At 42.5% G+C, this 18,269-nt stretch carries 16 protein-coding genes; 5 read left to right on the plus strand and 11 right to left on the minus strand.

The features are described from left to right. The first annotated feature begins 244 nt into the window (after window positions 1–244). Window positions 245–1,930: a bicarbonate transporter BicA gene (gene bicA / locus WA1_RS31855; protein WP_017740245.1), complete on the plus strand. Its 1,686-nt coding sequence runs from the start codon at window positions 245–247 to the stop codon at window positions 1,928–1,930. A gap of 127 nt (window positions 1,931–2,057) precedes the next feature. On the opposite strand, the gene WA1_RS31860 is transcribed toward bicA, so the two are convergent. From WA1_RS31860 to WA1_RS60485, 3 genes are all read right to left on the minus strand, one after another. Beyond that, window positions 2,058–2,795 carry a class I SAM-dependent methyltransferase gene (locus WA1_RS31860; RefSeq protein ID WP_017740244.1) on the minus strand — a complete coding sequence of 246 codons (738 nt, stop codon included), beginning with the start codon at window positions 2,793–2,795 and terminating at the stop codon, window positions 2,058–2,060. Window positions 2,796–2,996: 201 nt separating this feature from the next. Next, complete coding sequence (locus WA1_RS31865) at window positions 2,997–3,656, minus strand: glutathione S-transferase family protein (RefSeq protein WP_017740243.1); 660 nt, start codon at window positions 3,654–3,656, stop codon at window positions 2,997–2,999. A gap of 275 nt (window positions 3,657–3,931) precedes the next feature. After that, complete coding sequence (locus tag WA1_RS60485) at window positions 3,932–4,090, minus strand: hypothetical protein (RefSeq protein WP_017740242.1); 159 nt, start codon at window positions 4,088–4,090, stop codon at window positions 3,932–3,934. Between the two features lie 424 nt (window positions 4,091–4,514). Between WA1_RS60485 and WA1_RS31870 the strand changes: the two genes are divergently transcribed. Together WA1_RS31870 and WA1_RS58295 are read left to right on the plus strand one after the other, a co-directional pair. Continuing rightward, window positions 4,515–5,456 carry an SPFH domain-containing protein gene (locus tag WA1_RS31870; RefSeq protein WP_017740241.1) on the plus strand — a complete coding sequence of 314 codons (942 nt, stop codon included), beginning with the start codon at window positions 4,515–4,517 and terminating at the stop codon, window positions 5,454–5,456. 3 nt (window positions 5,457–5,459) lie between these two features. Continuing rightward, window positions 5,460–5,636 carry a type II toxin-antitoxin system antitoxin gene (locus tag WA1_RS58295; protein WP_017740240.1) on the plus strand — a complete coding sequence of 59 codons (177 nt, stop codon included), beginning with the start codon at window positions 5,460–5,462 and terminating at the stop codon, window positions 5,634–5,636. A gap of 29 nt (window positions 5,637–5,665) precedes the next feature. Here WA1_RS58295 and WA1_RS31875 read toward each other — a convergent pair whose 3' ends face one another. From WA1_RS31875 to WA1_RS31900, 6 genes are all read right to left on the minus strand, one after another. Then, a complete protein-coding gene (locus WA1_RS31875; protein ID WP_017740239.1) occupies window positions 5,666–6,013 on the minus strand; it encodes a hypothetical protein in 348 nt (115 codons plus the stop codon). 320 nt (window positions 6,014–6,333) lie between these two features. Next, entirely contained in the window at window positions 6,334–7,095 is a 762-nt protein-coding gene (locus WA1_RS31880; RefSeq protein ID WP_017740238.1) for a trypsin-like peptidase domain-containing protein, read from the minus strand. 23 nt (window positions 7,096–7,118) lie between these two features. Beyond that, on the minus strand, window positions 7,119–8,378 hold the full coding sequence (locus WA1_RS31885) for a M28 family peptidase (protein ID WP_017740237.1): 1,260 nt from the start codon (window positions 8,376–8,378) through the stop codon (window positions 7,119–7,121). 49 nt (window positions 8,379–8,427) lie between these two features. After that, the gene (locus WA1_RS31890) at window positions 8,428–8,898 is read right to left on the minus strand and encodes a DUF6152 family protein (protein WP_272819272.1); all 471 of its coding nucleotides are present in this window, start codon (window positions 8,896–8,898) and stop codon (window positions 8,428–8,430) included. A gap of 73 nt (window positions 8,899–8,971) precedes the next feature. After that, window positions 8,972–10,261 carry a sensor histidine kinase gene (locus WA1_RS31895; protein WP_017740235.1) on the minus strand — a complete coding sequence of 430 codons (1,290 nt, stop codon included), beginning with the start codon at window positions 10,259–10,261 and terminating at the stop codon, window positions 8,972–8,974. Between the two features lie 100 nt (window positions 10,262–10,361). Continuing rightward, window positions 10,362–11,042 (minus strand): response regulator transcription factor, encoded by a 681-nt coding sequence (locus WA1_RS31900; RefSeq protein WP_017740234.1) that lies wholly within the window; start codon window positions 11,040–11,042, stop codon window positions 10,362–10,364. A gap of 185 nt (window positions 11,043–11,227) precedes the next feature. Here WA1_RS31900 and WA1_RS31905 point away from each other — a divergent pair, with 185 nt between their 5' ends. Beyond that, the gene (locus tag WA1_RS31905) at window positions 11,228–12,862 is read left to right on the plus strand and encodes an alpha-D-glucose phosphate-specific phosphoglucomutase (protein ID WP_017740233.1); all 1,635 of its coding nucleotides are present in this window, start codon (window positions 11,228–11,230) and stop codon (window positions 12,860–12,862) included. Window positions 12,863–12,923: 61 nt separating this feature from the next. On the opposite strand, the gene WA1_RS31910 is transcribed toward WA1_RS31905, so the two are convergent. Together WA1_RS31910 and WA1_RS31915 are read right to left on the minus strand one after the other, a co-directional pair. Beyond that, entirely contained in the window at window positions 12,924–15,575 is a 2,652-nt protein-coding gene (locus WA1_RS31910) for an EAL domain-containing protein (protein ID WP_017740232.1), read from the minus strand. Window positions 15,576–16,040: 465 nt separating this feature from the next. Continuing rightward, window positions 16,041–16,412 carry a zinc ribbon domain-containing protein gene (locus WA1_RS31915; RefSeq protein ID WP_017740231.1) on the minus strand — a complete coding sequence of 124 codons (372 nt, stop codon included), beginning with the start codon at window positions 16,410–16,412 and terminating at the stop codon, window positions 16,041–16,043. A 261-nt stretch (window positions 16,413–16,673) separates the two neighbouring features. Between WA1_RS31915 and WA1_RS31920 the strand changes: the two genes are divergently transcribed. Next, a complete protein-coding gene (locus tag WA1_RS31920) occupies window positions 16,674–18,014 on the plus strand; it encodes a FecR family protein (RefSeq protein WP_336389817.1) in 1,341 nt (446 codons plus the stop codon). The last annotated feature ends 255 nt before the right edge of the window (window positions 18,015–18,269 follow it).

Here is an 18,269-nt window from a genome sequence, read left to right on the forward strand (position 1 = left end):
ATAAATAGTTTGACTTAAAGTCAGGTCTGCTGAGTTTAAAAGTAAGAGATTTCTTAGAAATAAATAGTTTGACTTAAAGTCAGGTCTGCTGAGTTTAAAAGTAAGAGATTTCTTAGAAATAAATAGTTTGACTTATATATATTTCGTGGTAATTTAATTGAAGTTCAAATCGAGTTCCCTTGGCTTTGGTCTAGAAATCTCAAATACAATTCATACTGTGAAAATCAGGTGGGCATCTCGTACCATGCAATTGACTAACCGTATTCACTTGAGAAACCTTCGTGGAGATCTATTCGGAGGTGTTACTGCTGCGATTGTTTCATTGCCTATGGCACTAGCATTTGGTGTAGCCTCCGGTGCAGGACCTGTAGCTGGTCTTTATGGTGCAGTCTGTGTTGGCTTTTTTGCTGCTCTTTTCGGAGGGACTCCAACCCTGATTTCTGAACCTACGGGACCGATGACCGTAGTGATGACAGGAATTATAGCAAATCTTGTAGCTACCAATCCAGAGAATGGCATGGTCATGGCGTTTACTGTCGTCATGCTTGCTGGGCTTTTTCAAATCATCTTCGGCATATTTCGATTGGGTAGATATATTACCCTCATGCCCTACAGCGTGATTTCAGGCTTTATGTCTGGAATTGGTGTCATATTAGTTCTTCTCCAAATAGCTCCATTTCTCGGTCAGGCTTCTCCTAAAGGTGGCATAGTCGGTATACTGCAAAATCTGCCCCAGCTTCTAGCAAACATGAAGCCGGCGGAAACGATTTTGGGATTGCTAACACTGGCAATTCTTTTCTTGATGCCATCGAAACTGAAGCGCATTCTTCCACCACAACTGTTGGCATTAGTTCTAGGAACGGTTGTTTCCCTTGTCTTCTTTTCTAGTGCTGACATCCGAAGGATTGGCGAAATTCCCATGGGGTTGCCTAATCTACAACTGCCAGTTTTTAGCCCCAACAAAATTACAACGATGGTGCTTGATGGGGCGGTGCTGGGATTGTTGGGATGTATTGATACCTTACTGACTGCAGTAATTGCTGATAGTTTAACTCGCACACATCACAAATCTGACAAAGAATTAATTGGTCAAGGGATTGGCAATTTGATTTCAGGGCTTTTTGGTGGATTGCCTGGTGCTGGGGCAACAATGGGTACGGTAGTTAATATTCAGACAGGTGCTCAGACAGCGGTGTCTGGTCTGACTCGTGCATTAATTCTGTTGGTTGTTGTCTTATGGGCAGCACCGTTGACTCAGCCAATTCCAATGGCAGTGCTAGCAGGTATTGCACTTAAGGTTGGTATTGATATCTTAGATTGGAGTTTCCTAAAACGCGCTCACAAAGTTTCTTTCCAAGCCATGCTTCTCATGTATGGCGTGTTACTCCTGACAGTTTTGGTTGACTTGATTGTTGCAGTTGGGATTGGAGTTTTTATTGCCAATATTGTCACAATCGAACGTCTTTCCAATCTTCAAGCTCAAGAAGTCAAGATCATTACTGATGCTGACGATGATATTGTCCTCGGTGATGAAGAGAAACTGTTACTGAATAAAGCAAATGGACGGGTGTTATTGTTCTACTTGAGCGGACCGATGATTTTCGGTGTTGCTAAAGCGATCGCCCGCGAACATACTGCAATGCAAGAAGCAGATGTCCTCATTCTGGATTTAACTGATGTACCGCTTTTGGGTGTGACAGCTTCTTTGGCTATAGAAAATGTTGTCAAGGATGCTTGGGATCGCGGTCTTCAGGTCTTCATTGTTAATGCTAATCCAACAATCCAACAACGGCTGGAACGGTTGGGTTTGATCTCACTGATTTCACCAAAGCACATTTTGAACAGTCGCTTAGAGGCACTACAACAATCTGCTAGCCTAATTAGGGGAAGAGCAGTTATGGTAGATAACACTACTCTATCGACTGTGTAAACGATTAAAGGCGATCGCACTTCTAAAACATCGATCCAGGAGTCAAAAAGCAGGCAAAAAACCCGGTTTCGCAGAATTTACCGGGTTTCTTGACCTTAACTATCGTGCTTCCGACAAGTATTGGGAGTTAAAGGACTTGCATTAAATAAAAAACATACCCATACCAGTCGGAATACTTCCGATAAAATTCTATTTCCAATAGAGAATTATCTAATTCTTTATTCATTGCTTCGCTGTCTTTGTATTGCTCCCTTAAAAACCTTATCCTTTCCTCTAAAGGAGTATAGTAACTATCCCACCATCCCGACGCAGGAAGAACAAAATGTCCTACTTTTCTGTATCCTAAATCTTCCACAATCCTAAGATTGCTTTCAATTGTTTGTATATTGGGGTAATTAGCTTGCCAATATTCCTGAACTTCAGTAGGGGGATTGGACTTCAACCAAGAAATTTCTGATACAACTAAATACCCTTTAGCTTTTAAAAAAGGTTGCCAAGTTTGAAGACCCTTTTCAAAGCCAATGATATAAATAGCACCTTCTGACCAAATAACATCAAAACTCTTCGCTTCAAACTTCAGAGACAACATTGATGCATTAACAGTCACAACTTTCTCTGCCAATCCTTCAACAAGTAACTGGCTTTTTAATTGTTCTAAATATGGTTGATGGTTATCTACAGCAGTAATGTTTCCATCTGTCAGTTTAGCTAATTCAATGGTTTGCATTCCAGTTCCGCAACCAACATCTAAAATAGATGGGTTTGGTGATAAATCTGTTAGCAGTGAAAACACCTTTCGCGTTGATTCGTTATTACCCGGACCTTGTCTGGGCAAGTCTTTATAAATCTCAAAAAAAATGTCCATTTTAGGCTGACTCTTAGAGGATGTTTGAAAAATCTCAATTAATACAGCCTTGGCGATGTTCGTAATCGCGGCTATACAAGCAAAACCCACCTACGTGGGTTTTAATATCTTAATTTCCCGTTAGTCCTTGCCTTGCGGACGAGCGTTTGTATAGTAGCTCATTATATGAGACCAAAACTTTGCTTTTTCTTCGTTTCATCCTTATTTATAAATCTCCTCAGCATGAATAATTTCCGTCTCAAGTGAAGCCGCCTTCAGCCACTCCTGCATTGCAGGTAGGGCTAACACGGCTTCAACATATGTGTTACAAACAGCATCTAACTTCACACCGTAAGTTGTAAAGCGTGCAACGACAGGAGCATACATGGCATCGGCAATAGTAAAATTGCCAAACAACATATCTCCTCCTGTTCCCAAATTTTGACGGCATTCCCGCCAGATATTGGTAATTCTGTCAATCTCTTTCTCCACTTCAGGAGTCCTTCCCTTGCCAGGAAATCTACTCCGACAATTCATTGGCATCTTTTGCCGCAAGTTTGGAAAACCGGAGTGCATTTCCGCACTGATACAACGGGCTATTGCTCGTTTAGCTTTTTCTTTGTGCCACCAATGCAGATTGGGATATTCTTCTGCCAAATATTCACAGATAGCTAGGGAATCCCATACAGTTAAATCGCCATGCAATAACACTGGAACCCTCCTGGTAGGAGAGTATTTCTGCATTTGTGCGGCAGTCTCTGGCGTGTCAAGAGGAATGCGAATCTCGTTAAACTCTAATCCGAATTGCCTCATTGCCAACCAAGGACGCAAAGACCAAGATGAGTAGTTTTTGTTGCCGATGACAAGCGTTAGTTTTGCCATATCGATTGACTTGGTGGAAATTCCTCAGTCATCATAGCGGATCGTGCGTGTAGAACAATGAGTTACAGTTTCATAATCAACCTGGTTAGGAACTATATGTGTCTGACCTGAAAATTCTTCACCGAAGTAACCATCTTCAAAACCACGAGCAAATTCACCACCAGAGGTGCGCGGTTTGTATACTTCTCCCTTTCTGGCACTAGCACGTCCTTGGCGATAGCCATCAGCGTAAGCACGAGGATGATAGGCGGGGTCTCTAGAAACTCGTTTTTGATTTACAGGATAGCAATAAGTTTCCTGACGTTCGCGGTGATAAGCCGGGTACGGCTTGCGCCGAAGCGATCGCGTTTTTCTGCTAAGGCTGTCTCACTGAGAAATAAAACAGATGGAGCAGCAGCTATAGTTAATAAGGTAATAAAAATTAATTTTTTCATTGATTTAGTTGTGAATACCTGATGGATTCAAAATATCCTTGTTCAATGAAAGGACACTTCACCGCAGGGTATTAACTAATAGGGTGAGTCTCAATTCATCCAATAGCAGGAATTGGGAGCTTAGTGCCGTTACTATACCAAAAACGGTTTAGAACCTGACTTTCCAACAATTGTCAACAATCGTAGAGGCGCAAGGCCTTGCGTCCCTAAAAATGCTATGAACCATTCCGAAAAAGAAGAGTTGTTAGCCGTTTACAGTATACCTACCTTCGTAGATTGCAAACTTTTCCTCAAAAGGCGATTACTGTTAAATTTATATAAATTTATACAAATATTGCAACAATTTTACTGATATTTTTGCCACTTTGGGACATTTAATACTATTATGATATCATAATGATATAAAATCGATTTGTCAAAAACTATGGAACAGAAAATCAAGGAATTTCCAGCGTTCAAAGTCAACGGCTTCATCATGCTGGCTGTGGTCGTCGTGCTGACGCTAGTGGGAGGGTGGTATCTTTGGTCTCGCGTGCAGGGATTAGAAGCTTTATTGGCAAGAGGCTTGAAGATTACTGATTTTATGGGTGGTGAGGATAGCGTTGCAGAAGTTCTTGCTTGGTTGGCGGCTACACTCTTGGTTGTTATCATCCCATCGCTGTCAGGCTTCTTTAGTGTTGAACCCAATCAAGCAGTGGTGTTGGTGCTCTTTGGGAAATACATGGGAACCGTTCGGGAATCAGGCTTCTGGTGGACAAATCCCTTTGCTAGCAAACAAAAGATTTCGCTGCGGGTTCGCAATTTCAATAGCAAAATCATCAAAGTCAACGATGCTGAAGGGAGTCCGATTGAAATTGCGGCGGTTGTTGTCTGGCAAGTTTTTGATTCAGCTAAGTCAAAATTTGCAGTGGATGACTATGAAGAATTTGTTGCCATTCAAAGTGAAACAGCTATTCGGTCTTTAGCCATACGATATCCCTACGACGCTCCAGATGAAACAGAAACGCCTTCGCTACGGGGAATTCCTGATGAAATCGCTCACGCTTTGCAAAAAGAACTCCAAGCCCGTTTGGAAGTCACAGGTGTAGAAGTGATTGAAGCACGGCTCTCGCATCTTGCCTATGCACCAGAAATTGCTCAAATGATGTTGCGAAGACAGCAAGCAAAAGCCTTAATTGATGCGCGACGGCAGATTGTCGAGGGTGCGGTGGGGATGGTGAATGAAGCGTTGAATCGTCTCAGCCGCGAACAAATGCTTGACTTGGATGACGAGCGCAAAGCTTCAATGATCAATAATCTGTTGGTTGTTTTAACTTCTGAGCAAACTGCCCAACCCGTTATCAATGCTGGAACGCTTTATAACTAAGAAATGGGACAAAAAAAACGATTCTTGTTACGTCTGGATGAAAGACTTTACGAGATGTTAGAGAAATGGTCAGCAGATGAACTAAGAAGTGTGAATGCACAGATTGAGTATCTGTTGACTGAAGCTGTGAAGAAGGCAGGACGCTGGAAGGAGGACAAGGAGAAATCAGAGAAAGAGTAATAAGCAATTAAGAAGTTTTGCCCCTTTGTTCAGTGCCCAATCGCTTGCCTGCGAGAATAAATTTCTTCTACAAGTAAATCTCGCAGTTCGTTAGCAATGTCATCAGGCGGATTACCTGCGAGCGCCCGTCCAATCAGCCGTTCTGCTGAACGCAATTCAGAACATTCTACGGCAAGCACTGCGGCACTGCGATGGAGAACGGATCTAGTGGGTTCAAGGTCGAATAAGTTTGCCACTAGGTCTGCAGCAGCTCGCTCTTGAGAAAAGGCAGCTTTGGTTAATTCCAAGGCGACGATGGCATCACCCCGTTGGCGGGCTAAGAAGGCTTGGTCAACAAGTTCCATTGCTTCTCGATGAAGAATTTCTACGTCTTGCATTTTTCAACTATGCGGGTACGTGGTGTGCCAAATTCAACGACGCAGACGTAGCCGGGAGACTAAAACCCACGTAGGTGGGTTTTGCTTGTATAGCCGCGATTTCCAATCGCTAAGGCTGTATTAATTGAGACTTTTCAAACAACCTCTTATAGTAGTGTCAGTTTTTTTCAAAACTTCTAAAGCAGAATGTTGATGCGGTTCCGTTATTTCTCATAAATTATGAAATATAATTTATGAGAAACTACTAATATGTAAGCATTATTAAAGTGCTTTTAGCCAGAAGTTCCCCTGTTGTAGGGAAACTCCCGTGAAATTTATAACTAACCAGCTTGAGCAATCAATTGATTGGCAATTTGCTGTGCTGTATTAATGGGAATGGCAAAGCCCAACCCTTGAGCACCCTGAATAATGGCGGTATTCATGCCAATGACTTGTCCTCGTTGATTGAGTAACGGTCCGCCAGAGTTACCGGGATTAATGGCAGCATCCGTCTGAATAAACCCAACTCCTCTACTTCCAGCACCCAGCGCCCGACTCGATCGCTCTGTTGCACTAATAATACCAACCGTCACAGTGTTATCCAAACCGAGAGGATTCCCAATTGCGATCGCCCATTCTCCTGGTTTAAGCTGGTCAGAATTACCAACACTGACAGTAGGGAGATTATTCGCCTGAATTTTAATAACAGCAACATCTGTTGTGCTATCTTCCCCTAACACTCTGCCGGTGAAGCTTCGACCATCTTTTAGTGTTACCGATACCGTGTCTGCACCGCCAATAACATGAGCGTTGGTTAGAATCAAACCGTTAGACCGAATAATAAATCCAGAACCCGTTCCTTGTGCCACTCGCCTACCAGAATATCGGCTTCTCACGGTACGTGTAGAGTCTATCCGCACCACTGCAGATCCAGTTCTTTCGACTGCATTAGAAACAAAGTTATTTTCTACATTACTTGCAGGAGCAGCAGAAATTGATGTAGGCTCAGAAAGAACTGGATTTGTGGGCATGAAATGTGCGCCCACAATCGCTGTTAATGCTCCGAAAGAGACTAGAGATAAATTAGTTAATGATTTTTTCATTGTTAATTGCTAATTGTTAATTGTTAGTCTTTTGCGTTGAGAATCTGCTGGATAATATCCAAACCTGCTTGTGTTGTTTCATCTAGCAATTTTGGCTCGACTTTCCGATCGTTGGGTGTGTGGTAGTTTGGTTCTTCTCCTCGGTAGAAGAAAAGAATTGGTACATTTTTACTAGCAAACACTGCATGGTCGCTACCATCGCTAGATCCAAAGATTTTCACGTATGGCTTGATGTTTCGGGCAAATTTTGTTAAAGACGATGTACCACCAATACCCAGTTGATTGTTAACTCCAACCATATCGAAGTTAATCATGGCTTTTAACCCTGAAATAAACTGCGGTTTAGCTGTCTTGATAAAAGCCCGCGATCCTTGGAGTCCGTCTTCCTCGCCATCAAAAGCTACAAACCACGCTTCACGGGAAGTTTGTGTTTTTGACAAATTGCGAGCAAGGGATAATAAAACTGCTGTTCCTGAAGCATTATCATTTGCTCCTGGTGAACCAGCTACTGAGTCGTAGTGAGCACCAAGAAGAATTTTTGGTTGAGTCACGCCCTCAAGGTGAGCAATAATATTGCGTCCTGTAACATTACGCTTTTGAGCATCAATTTTTAAACTGGCATTTTGTGCTATTCTTTGTACTTGTTGAAGTAAGCGATCGCCTTTCTCACTTGAAAGCGCCAAAACTGGTATTTTGACTTCCTCTGCCAAACTCCCGTATAAATCGCCCGATTTGTTATTGACAATCACCAAACCAACTGCGCCCGCCGCTACGGCATTTTTTGCTTTTTCCGAGAAGCGAATTTCTCCGCGTCGCACGACAGCAATTGCTCCAGTAACATTCACTGCGGCAAAATCAGCTTTTCGTCCAAAGTTAGGAATTGCAATAAGTGGAGCATTTAGGTTTCCAGGGATTGTGCCATTGAGAGCTGTTCCCTTAATTGTCTCTCCATTAATTGTCAAATTAGAACCATTATCTTGAAACTTAGAATAAGTAAAAGTTTGAACTTCTGTCACATAACCAGCTTTACGATACTCATCCACTAGATAAGTGCTAGCTTTTTCCATAACTGGTGTACCAGTCACTCTTGGACCGAGATTCACTAAAGCTTCTACATCCGCAAGAGTTCGGTTAGAGTTCGTCGTCTGTGCAACCGATGGAGATAAGATAATTTTCCCAACACCATTTGACCGAACAGCACAGGCTGTGGGAAGCCAAATCAAAGCACTCACCAGTGCAGTTTTTAACCAAGGTTTTTTTTGCTTTTTGTTGAACGAAATCATTTTCAAAGCACTGCTGATAGTGTTGGGAATTTTAAAGGTACGCAATACATTAGCGTAGTTCTATCGTTTTGTTACTTACAACAATTTGCTCTGCCCGCATTTCCCTAGCATCAGTGCGATGCGGGTAGCCCACCAATTTAACCTGTTGCCCAACCTGCAAAATATTTTCAGGTAAACCACGTCGTTGCATTCGGGATGGCGGCGCAAGGACAGCTTGCCATACTTTATTATCTTTTGTCTTGACTTCTATAACAGTGTGTGGATTCTCATAACGTACATTCTGAATTTCTCCATTGATGTTAAGTGTTTGCTGGCTGTTATACTCACTCCAACCGTGATGAGCACTGGCAATTCCAGTCTCGGCAGCCAGAAAATTCGCAATTGTTGCCGCAGTCAGCGCAGTGTGCAAGAACGCTTTTTTGAGCATTGCTTTGTTATTCTGTTGCTGATAGTTCATAGCGGTATTGAGTTCTTGGGTAAGTTGCTTGTTATTTTCTAGTGTGATAGGCAAGTATGACAAAAAAATGTCAAATTGGTTAGTCGATAGTGGTTAGTGGAAAAACGACTAACAACTAACAACTAACCACTAACCACTAACTCTTCCCTTTAAGTAAAATTTCTATTTCAAATGTGGAACCTTGTCCCAGCACACTCCTTACCGTAAGGTTTCCGTGATGCGCTTGTACAATTTGCTGGGCAATTGCCAATCCTAATCCGAAGCCACCTGTTTGACGCGATCGCACTGTATCTACTCGGTAGAACCGTTCAAAGATATGGGATAAATCTTCCTCTGGAATACCTATACCGCTATCTTCTACCTGAATAATCACCCGATGGGGTGGTGTCAGTAACCTTAGTGTTACTGTACCTTTCTCAAGAGTATATTTCAAGGCATTGTTGAGTAAATTAACAACAGCCTGTTTTAATAAATCGGCATCGGCTTTAAGATGTACGAGTTGTTGGGGTATTTGAACGGTAAAGTTTAGATTTTGTGCGGCGGCTTGTTGCTGATATTCTTTTGCCAGAGTTTGTAGGAGTTTAACAACATCGATAGTCTTGAGTTTGGTAATATCTAGAGGACCATCTTGGCGAGCGAGGAACAATAGATTATTAATGAGATCGCTCATTGATTTAGCAATCTCGACAATATTTTCCAAACGATAAAGTTGCTCTGATTCATCTTGTGGGGGCATGAGAGCCACTTGTGCATTACTTAAAATAGCAGCCACAGGAGCACGTAATTCATGGGAAGCATCCGCCGTGAAGCGCTGTAGTTGTTCGTAGGCTCGAAGAGTAGGTTGCATGGCAAGCCCTCCCAGAAACCACCCAGTTACACCAACTAATGCTAAAGTTAAAGGCACGCCCAGTGTGAAAAATAACCTTGCTCTATTTAAACTTTCGCGTAGAGATGTTAGAGGAAGACCTACTTGAATATATCCAAGTAAAATCTCATTTTGTATAATTGGTAACGTTAATTCTCGAATCAACTCTTGATTGGGAGTTATTCTGGGTTGGTTACTGGTGATTTTTATAGTTTGAAAACCAGGAGCAACGATTAGTCTTGCCGAACCTGGAAGACCAAAATAGTCCACCAATTCTTTGTTAAAATTATACAAACGGACATAGACAACATCATTATTAACTGGTGGTAACGTATCGCCAAATATGGGAACTTCCTTTTGCTTATACTGCCATCGTTTGTTATATGTAGGGTATTGTATACTCTTAACAATGGTTTTACTTGTAGAGTAAAGCCTTTCATCAAAAGCCTGTAGTTGCTGTTGAACAACCAGGTAGTAAGCTATACCAGCAAAGGCGACAAGAATACTCCCCATTGATATGGTGAACAAGTATGCTAAATTGCGACGGCTGCGAGTAAACATAAAAATTTGTCACTGGTCACTGGTCACTGGTCACTGGTCACTGGTCACTGGTCACTGGTCACTGGTCACTGGTCACTGGTCACTGGTCACTGGTCACTGGTCACTGATTTTCAGGAACATTAAGACGATAGCCTATACCATAGACGCTTTCTAGCCAGTCTTTAGCTTCAATGATTTGCAAGCGCTGTCGCAATCGACGCACCAATGTTGTGACGGCATTACTTTCTGGTTCTGTCCCCCATCCCCACAATGCTTGTTCAATTTGAGTGTGGGATAGAATTTGGCGGGGATGGCGCATCAGATACTCCATCAGTTGAAACTCTCGCCCAGATAACTGGGTACTGGCTTGATTGCGCTCAATAGTCAGGTTATTTAAGTCTAAATATAAATCTGCTAGTGTCAGGCGATCGCCACTCCATAGTGGAGAACGTCTTCGTAACGCTCGGACTCGGGCTAATAATTCCACAATATCTACTGGTTTCACTAAGTAATCGTCAGCCCCGGAATCTAAACCATAAACTTTATCGGAAGTACTATCTTTGGCAGTGAGCATTAACACTGGGGCTGTTTTTCCAGCTCGTCGATATTCTTGGCAAAGATCGACACCACTTACTTTGGGCAACATCCAGTCTAATATCAGCAAGTCATAATCTTTTTCAGATAAAAGCCATTGGGCTGTTTCTCCATCTTCTATACCATCAACGGTGTGTCCTGCTTTGATAAGAGCAGCTCGCAAAGGCTCTAATTGAGCTAAGTCATCTTCGACGAGAAGGATTAACATAAATAATAGTTATTTTATATCAAACTTGACAGAGCGGTAGGGACTGTGCATAACTATTTTTTGTTCAAAACAATAACATTTTTTGCAGGGCATCTGCCGAATCTGAGTTGTAGTTAATGTAACTGCATTAACTAGCGATACGATTAAAAGCATGTCCTTTGGTGAGCTCTGACTCTAACATTGCTATGGTTATTAAAACAGCACCTACTCAGCCGTTTACCGACCAGAAACCAGGTACATCTGGATTGCGAAAGAAAGTAACTGTCTTTCAAAAGCCTCATTACTTGGAAAACTTTGTTCAATCCATATTTGATAGTCTGCAAGGATACCAAGGTCAAACTCTGGTTTTAGGTGGCGATGGTCGCTACTACAATCGTCAGGCAATTCAAACCATCCTCAAAATGGCAGCTGCTAATGGCTTTGGACGAGTGATGGTCGGTCAGGGCGGTATTCTTTCCACTCCGGCTACCTCTGCTATTATTCGGAAGTACGGCACTTTTGGCGGTATTATTCTCTCTGCCAGCCATAACCCCGGCGGACCAGAAGGAGATTTTGGCATAAAGTATAACATTGATAATGGCGGTCCTGCACCGGAAAAGGTCACAGAAGCTATCTACGCTCGTACTAAAGAGATCGATAGTTATAAAATTTTGGAAGCTTCTGATGTAAATATTGATACATTAGGAGAAACGAAATTAGGGGAAATGGTGGTGCAGATTGTGGATTCTGTAACTGATTATACAGAATTAATGCAGTCTTTATTTGACTTCGATCGCATCCGTTCCCTGATAACTAACGGGCAATTCCGGCTGTGTGTGGACTCACTCCACGCTGTCACGGGTCCCTATGCTCACAAGATTTTTGAGGAACATTTGGGCGCACCACAAGGGACAGTCCAGAATGGTAAGCCTTTGGAGGATTTTGGCGGCGGACACCCAGACCCTAACTTAGTCTACGCTCATGACTTAGTAGAAGTCCTCTTTGGAGACAATGCCCCTGATTTCGGTGCAGCATCTGATGGGGATGGCGATCGCAATATGATTCTTGGTCGCAACTTCTTTGTAACTCCGAGCGATAGTCTAGCAGTACTCGCTGCCAATGCTAAATTAGTTCCAGGGTATAGTTCCGGTCTGGCTGGAATTGCCCGTTCTATGCCTACAAGTCAAGCACCCGATAAGGTGGCAAAACACCTCGGCATAGATTGTTATGAAACACCCACTGGTTGGAAATTCTTTGGCAACTTGCTAGATGCAGGTCGAGCCACTCTGTGTGGAGAAGAAAGTTTTGGGACTGGTTCCAACCACATCCGCGAAAAAGATGGGCTGTGGGCTGTATTATTCTGGCTGAATATTTTGGCAGCTCGCCAACAGTCTGTTGAGGAGATTGTCAAAGAACACTGGCGAATCTATGGGCGCAATTACTACTCGCGCCATGACTATGAAGAAGTAGATAGCGATCGCGCCAACACGCTCATCACAAATCTGCGTTCTAGCGTGCCAAACCTCAAAGGAAAGCAGTTTGGTGCTTATGAAGTAGAATACGGAGACGACTTCAGCTACACAGATCCAGTAGATGGCAGTGTCAGCCAGAAGCAGGGCGTTCGCATTGGCTTTACCGATGGTTCGCGGATTATCTTCCGTCTATCTGGAACGGGTACTCAAGGAGCAACCTTAAGGGTTTATCTAGAAAGTTACGAATCAAACTTAGCAAAACAAAACCTCGATCCCCAAGAAGCTTTGGCAGATCTGATTGCTATAGCAAATGAAATTGCCCAAATCCGTACTTTGACAGGAATGGACAAACCAACTGTGATTACTTGATAGGGAGTGGGGAGTAGGGAGTAGGGAGTGGGGAGTAGAGAGTAGGGGTTTAGTTCAATTCCTATTCCCCATTCCCCACTCCCCATTCCCCAATCATTATTTCTGTCACTTTTTGAGCGCAAAGGGGTCGATAGAACAAGAAGCCTTGTACATCTTCGCAGTGGACGGATTTCAAAAACTCTAGTTCCTCTTCCTTTTCCACTCCTTCAGCAGTCAACCTCAATCCCAGACTGCGTCCTAAAGTGACTATTGCCTTAATAATATGAGTGACTTTGACATCTGTTGTTAAATTTTTAATGAAAGAACCATCAATTTTGAGGTTGTGAAGTGGTAAGAGTTGCAGGCGAGAGAGGGAGGAATGACCCGTACCAAAATCATCTATGGAAAGGTGAACTCCCATTTGCTCTAGTTTCTGTAGCACATTTCTGGTGAAATCAATATCTTCAATGGCTGTGGATTCGGTAATCTCTAACTCTAAAAATTGCGCCTCTAGTTCCGTCTGTTTTAAAATCATTGCTACTGTTTCTACTAATTGAAGCTGACGGAATTGTTTAAGGGAGAGATTCACTGCCATAGTGATGGGAGGGAAGCCCGCCTCTTGCCAAATTTTGTTCTGCTGGCATGCAGTCCGCAAAACCCATTCTCCAATGGGAATAATTAATCCACTTTCTTCTGCTAGGGGAATGAAAGCATTAGGAGCTACTAATCCCATTTCTGGGTGCTGCCACCGTATCAAAGCTTCCATTCCCGTAATCTTTCGTGTTAGAATATTAACTCGTGGCTGGTAATACACGACTAATTCTTTCCGTTCTAAGGCATGACGCAAGCTTTTCTCTAAAGTAAGAATATTGGGCGCTTTAGCACCCAAAGAAGCAGCATAAAATTGGTGATTGTTTCTTCCGAGTTCTTTTGCTTTGTATAAGGCTGCATCTGCGTGTTTGATCAAGGTTTCGGCATCGGGGCTTTCTTCATTTAGCATGGCAATACCAACACTGCTACTGATGTACAGTTCGTTACTATCAAGATAAAAAGGGTTCTCTAGAGCTTGTAGAATTCTTTGGGCGACTTGTACAACTTCGTCAATAGATATAATTCGGGGTAGTAAAATGATAAATTCGTCTCCGCCCCAACGGGCAACTGTGTCTCCTGCTCTTAAGGAGTCTCTGAGTCTTTGAGCAACATTGATTAAAAGTTGATCTCCTAGTGTGTGTCCAAGAGAATCATTGATGGTTTTGAACCGATCTAAATCAAGGAACATCACAGCTAAACTTTCCCCAATCCGAGATGCATTGGGTAGAGTTTTGGAAAGTATCTCGTCAAATAGCAAGCGATTTGGCAAACCAGTTAACATATCGTGGAGCGCCTGGTAGCGAATTTTTTCTTCTACCTGTTGGCGGAGTTTTGCCGCGCTGATACTGGCTGCCATAGTTAAGAGAGCAGATTCTTCATGCTTTGACCAATGACGATCGCTGCAACAGTCTGCTAATCCAAGATAACCCCAAAATTTGTCTTCTAGCCGCAGGGGTACTAAAAGCAAAGATTGAATGCCACATTGAACGAGGAGTTCTTGTTCGGTAGCGGGAAATTCTCTTGTCAATCCATGAATAGACTGTCCGCTAGAAAGAATTTCATACCAACGAGATAGACCGCAACTATCGTAAGGTAGATTTTGTGATTGAGAACGGAAAGATTTCATGTTGGAATGTGTCCATTCAAACTGCAAACTCACAACCCTTTCTCCATTTTGAGGATGGCAATGGTTCTCAAACAAGAAAATGCGGTCTACCTTAGCAGCTTCACCTAATGTGGCTATAGCTTTGTCAATGGCTATTTCGTAGTTCAATTCTGCTAGTAAATAATTAGCAGCTTCTGCAACGGCTTGCAGTAAGCGATCGCGCTGGAGCAATTCTGCTTCTACTTGTTTTTGTGCAGTAATATCTCTAATAATGAATGTTCTAATTAAATCGCTTTCCGGTAAATAGTGAATGGATTGTTCAAAAACTTCTCCGTTAACTTCTATCTCACGAATAAAAGAGCCTCCCTTCCAGTTTTGAACCAGAGCAGAAAGCCCTGCTGCTAGCGGATGATTGTTTTCAAATTGTCTGAGATTGGGAAATTTAGAAGCCGCAGCCGGATTGAGATAAGTTACCTTACCTTGCAAATCTGTCTCAATAATTGGATTGGGGATCAATTCTGGAAAAGATGCCAAACGAGCCAAAGCTACCTCAGTTGCTTCTTCAAGGATGTTATTAGAAGAACCAATTATAGTTTCAAAAGGATTTGCAGAACTTGCTTGCTCTGATATGAGTTTATATATGTCTTTTTCCCCACAGTACTCAGAGAATGCTTCTTCAGATAAGTTAGAAATAGCGTAGTACTTAGCTTGAGCTTGATTGCTACCAAACTCAATGACATCGCCATTTTGGAGATCGTGCGAAAAACATTTTGTGCCATTCACAAACAAACCGTTTGTACTCCTCTTCCCCTTAAAACTGCCATCAATAATCCGAAAGCAACACTGGTCAGTTTGTGGAACAGTGACCCGCAAGAGTATAGCGTGTTGTCTGGAAACTGAACGAGAACGAAGAACAATAGCGTTTCTTAAATCCCGCCCAAGAGAATAAGTTGTCTCCTTTAGGGGGATAGTGCGCTGTCCTTTCAGGTCATTAACAATCAAAAGGTGGCGTATTTTTTCCCTCTCATCTTTTGGCATTGGTCTTCCTTATCTTCCCACGTCTTTTCTTGGGGTGAAGAATACTGCTTGAAGAAGTTTTGACATCCATTGGTGCGATTGCCTTGAAAAGCTACTTCAGTCTGCTTTATTACATGCATATAAACGGCATTCGTAAGCGTTCTTCGATACAACTAACTCGTCTAACGCGAGAATGCGTAGTTGACGAATCAATTTACTTCGGAGAGAGTTTTATCCATGGTTGACTTCAACGAATTAAGTCGTTGCTGAGTTGGCTATTTGATTGTAATGCTGCACTCTGGTTGGCTCTTAAATACCCAGGATAAAATTAAACAACTAATATATCACACTGTATATTTGCTGAATTTTTAACCGGAGGAAGAAAAGAAGAAAAAATTTAGTAATCAGTGACCAGTGACCAGTGACCAGTGACCAGTGACCAGTGACCAGTGACCAGTGACCAATAATTAATGACAAATGACCAGTTCAAGAAGAAAAGAATACAATAAGAAAACAAATGAATAATAAAGCCAGCAACAGTAGCAAAGCTTGATTGCGTCTCACCCAATTTTGAACAGTGACACCAAAGCTGCTAGATTGGTTCTGTTGCTGCAACTCTAATTGCCTTTCATCTATATTTTGGTAGAGGATGCACTCTTTAGCGTGAGGACGCTGAGGATAAGTACAGCTCTCATCAACATGGTAAGTACAAGTGTCGCAGAGATATTTTTCACCCGTGGCGCGATGCAGGGGAATACCTGGATGTCCGTAAGCTTTTAACTCGATGCGACAATGGGGACAAGTTACAGCTTGGGAGTTAACAGGTTGATGGCAACGAGGACAAGTTGTAGTTTCCAAAGCCGGTACCTAAATGTAGCTTGATATCCTATTTTATCTACTTACCCTGTGCCTTTTGCCCTTTGTCTTCAACCTTTCTTCATCAAAAAACCGTAATTGCGCTGAAGTTTTCTTGTGAGCAACTAAAAGATAATTTGACTTAGGGTGCTTTCTTTAAGTTGGGTAATGACTAGTACAGGTCAGTGGAAATAAACAGAACTTACAAACTGTAAATCTACCTACAACTCTCACCACTGACCAATGATAAATGACGAATGACAAATGACGAATGACAAATGCCCGAGGCTGCAAACTATGTTCCGCCAGTTTTTGCTATTGCTAGTGATGAGTTTATGGGGAAGTGTTATTTTACTCTTGCCACAGAAGGTAAGCGCTGTGACTCCCCTGACACTAGCTGTCATTGAGGAACTCCGGAATCTAGTGCAACTTACACCACAAAACAAGCCGAAGCGTCAAGCACGCAAATCAGATGCTATGATTCCTGGAGATGGCTTGTCCACTGGTAAAGCTTCTTTGGCAGAATTGCGCTTCAATGATGGTTCTAGGGCGCGAATTGGACAACAGGCTGTTTTTCGGTTCTTACCAAAAACGCGAAATTTGAGACTTTCAAACGGGACTGCATTGTTGCTGATTCGACCAGGACAAGGGCAAACACGGATAAATACACCAAATGCTGCTGCCGCAATTCGTGGTTCCGCACTGTTTGTGCGCTACGATCCACAAACAAACACGACAATTGTTGGTGCATTGACAAATAGCGGTATTCAAGTCCAGAACAAGAATGCTTCTCAAAGCCAAAATCTGGCAGCTGGGCAACTCATAGTTGTAGTTAAAGATAGATTTCAGGGTTTATATGATTTTGACCTGAGAACTTTTTATGAAACGAGCAATTTGGTTCGGGGGCTGGATTTAACTCTTAAAAGTGGTGTACCGAATTTAGATCCAGCACTCGCTAGCGTTCAAGCTGAAACAGCGGATGCAGTCGCAACACAGCAGCCATTAGCGGGTGTGGGTGTGATGGAAAACTTATCTATTTTCGGGACAATAACTTCTTCTGGTGATACCTCGACTCATCACAACAGCGATCGCATTCACAACAATGTGATGAGAGACCATTCTCCTGTAGAGAACCTGTTAGACACAGGACAAGTTTTGTCAAATACTGATCAAGATAGCGGTTCTAAATCTGGTACTCAGCCTGATAAGAATTTTGGTAACGGCAACCCAGGTAATAATAATCCGGGTAATGGCAATCCAGGCAACAATAATCCAGTTGGCAATCCCGGTAACGGTAACCCAGGTAATGGCAATCCTGGTAATGGCAATCCCGGTAATGGCAATCCCGGTAACGGTAACCCAAGTAATGGCAATCCCGGTAACGGTAACCCCGGTAACGGTAATCCCGGTAACAACAATCCAATTGGCAATCCTGGTAATGGCAATCCTGGTAACGACAATCCAGTTGGTAATCCCGGTAATGGCAATCCCGGTAACGGTAACCCAAGTAATGGCAATCCCGGTAACGACAATCCAGTTGGTAATCCCGGTAACAGTAACCCAGGTAATGGCAATCCCAGCAACAATAATCCAGCAGAAAATTAGCCAAGCTAAGATTTTATTAAGAGGATGTTTTAAAAGTTGTGGGCGAATATAATTCGCTACTACACAAACAAAGTCCGCCTGCGCGGACTAACAAGAAATTAAGGTTTTGAAACAACCCACGCAGGTGGGTTTTGCTTGTATAGTCGCGATTTCTAATCGCTTGATATTTTTATTCAAACCAACCTAGAATTCTTCTAAACTAGACCGTATTGGGTTATGAGTGACATTGATTGAGAGATAATTTTAATTAAACTT

It is taken from the genome of Scytonema hofmannii PCC 7110, assembly GCF_000346485.2.
Lineage (GTDB): Bacteria > Cyanobacteriota > Cyanobacteriia > Cyanobacteriales > Nostocaceae > Scytonema > Scytonema hofmannii.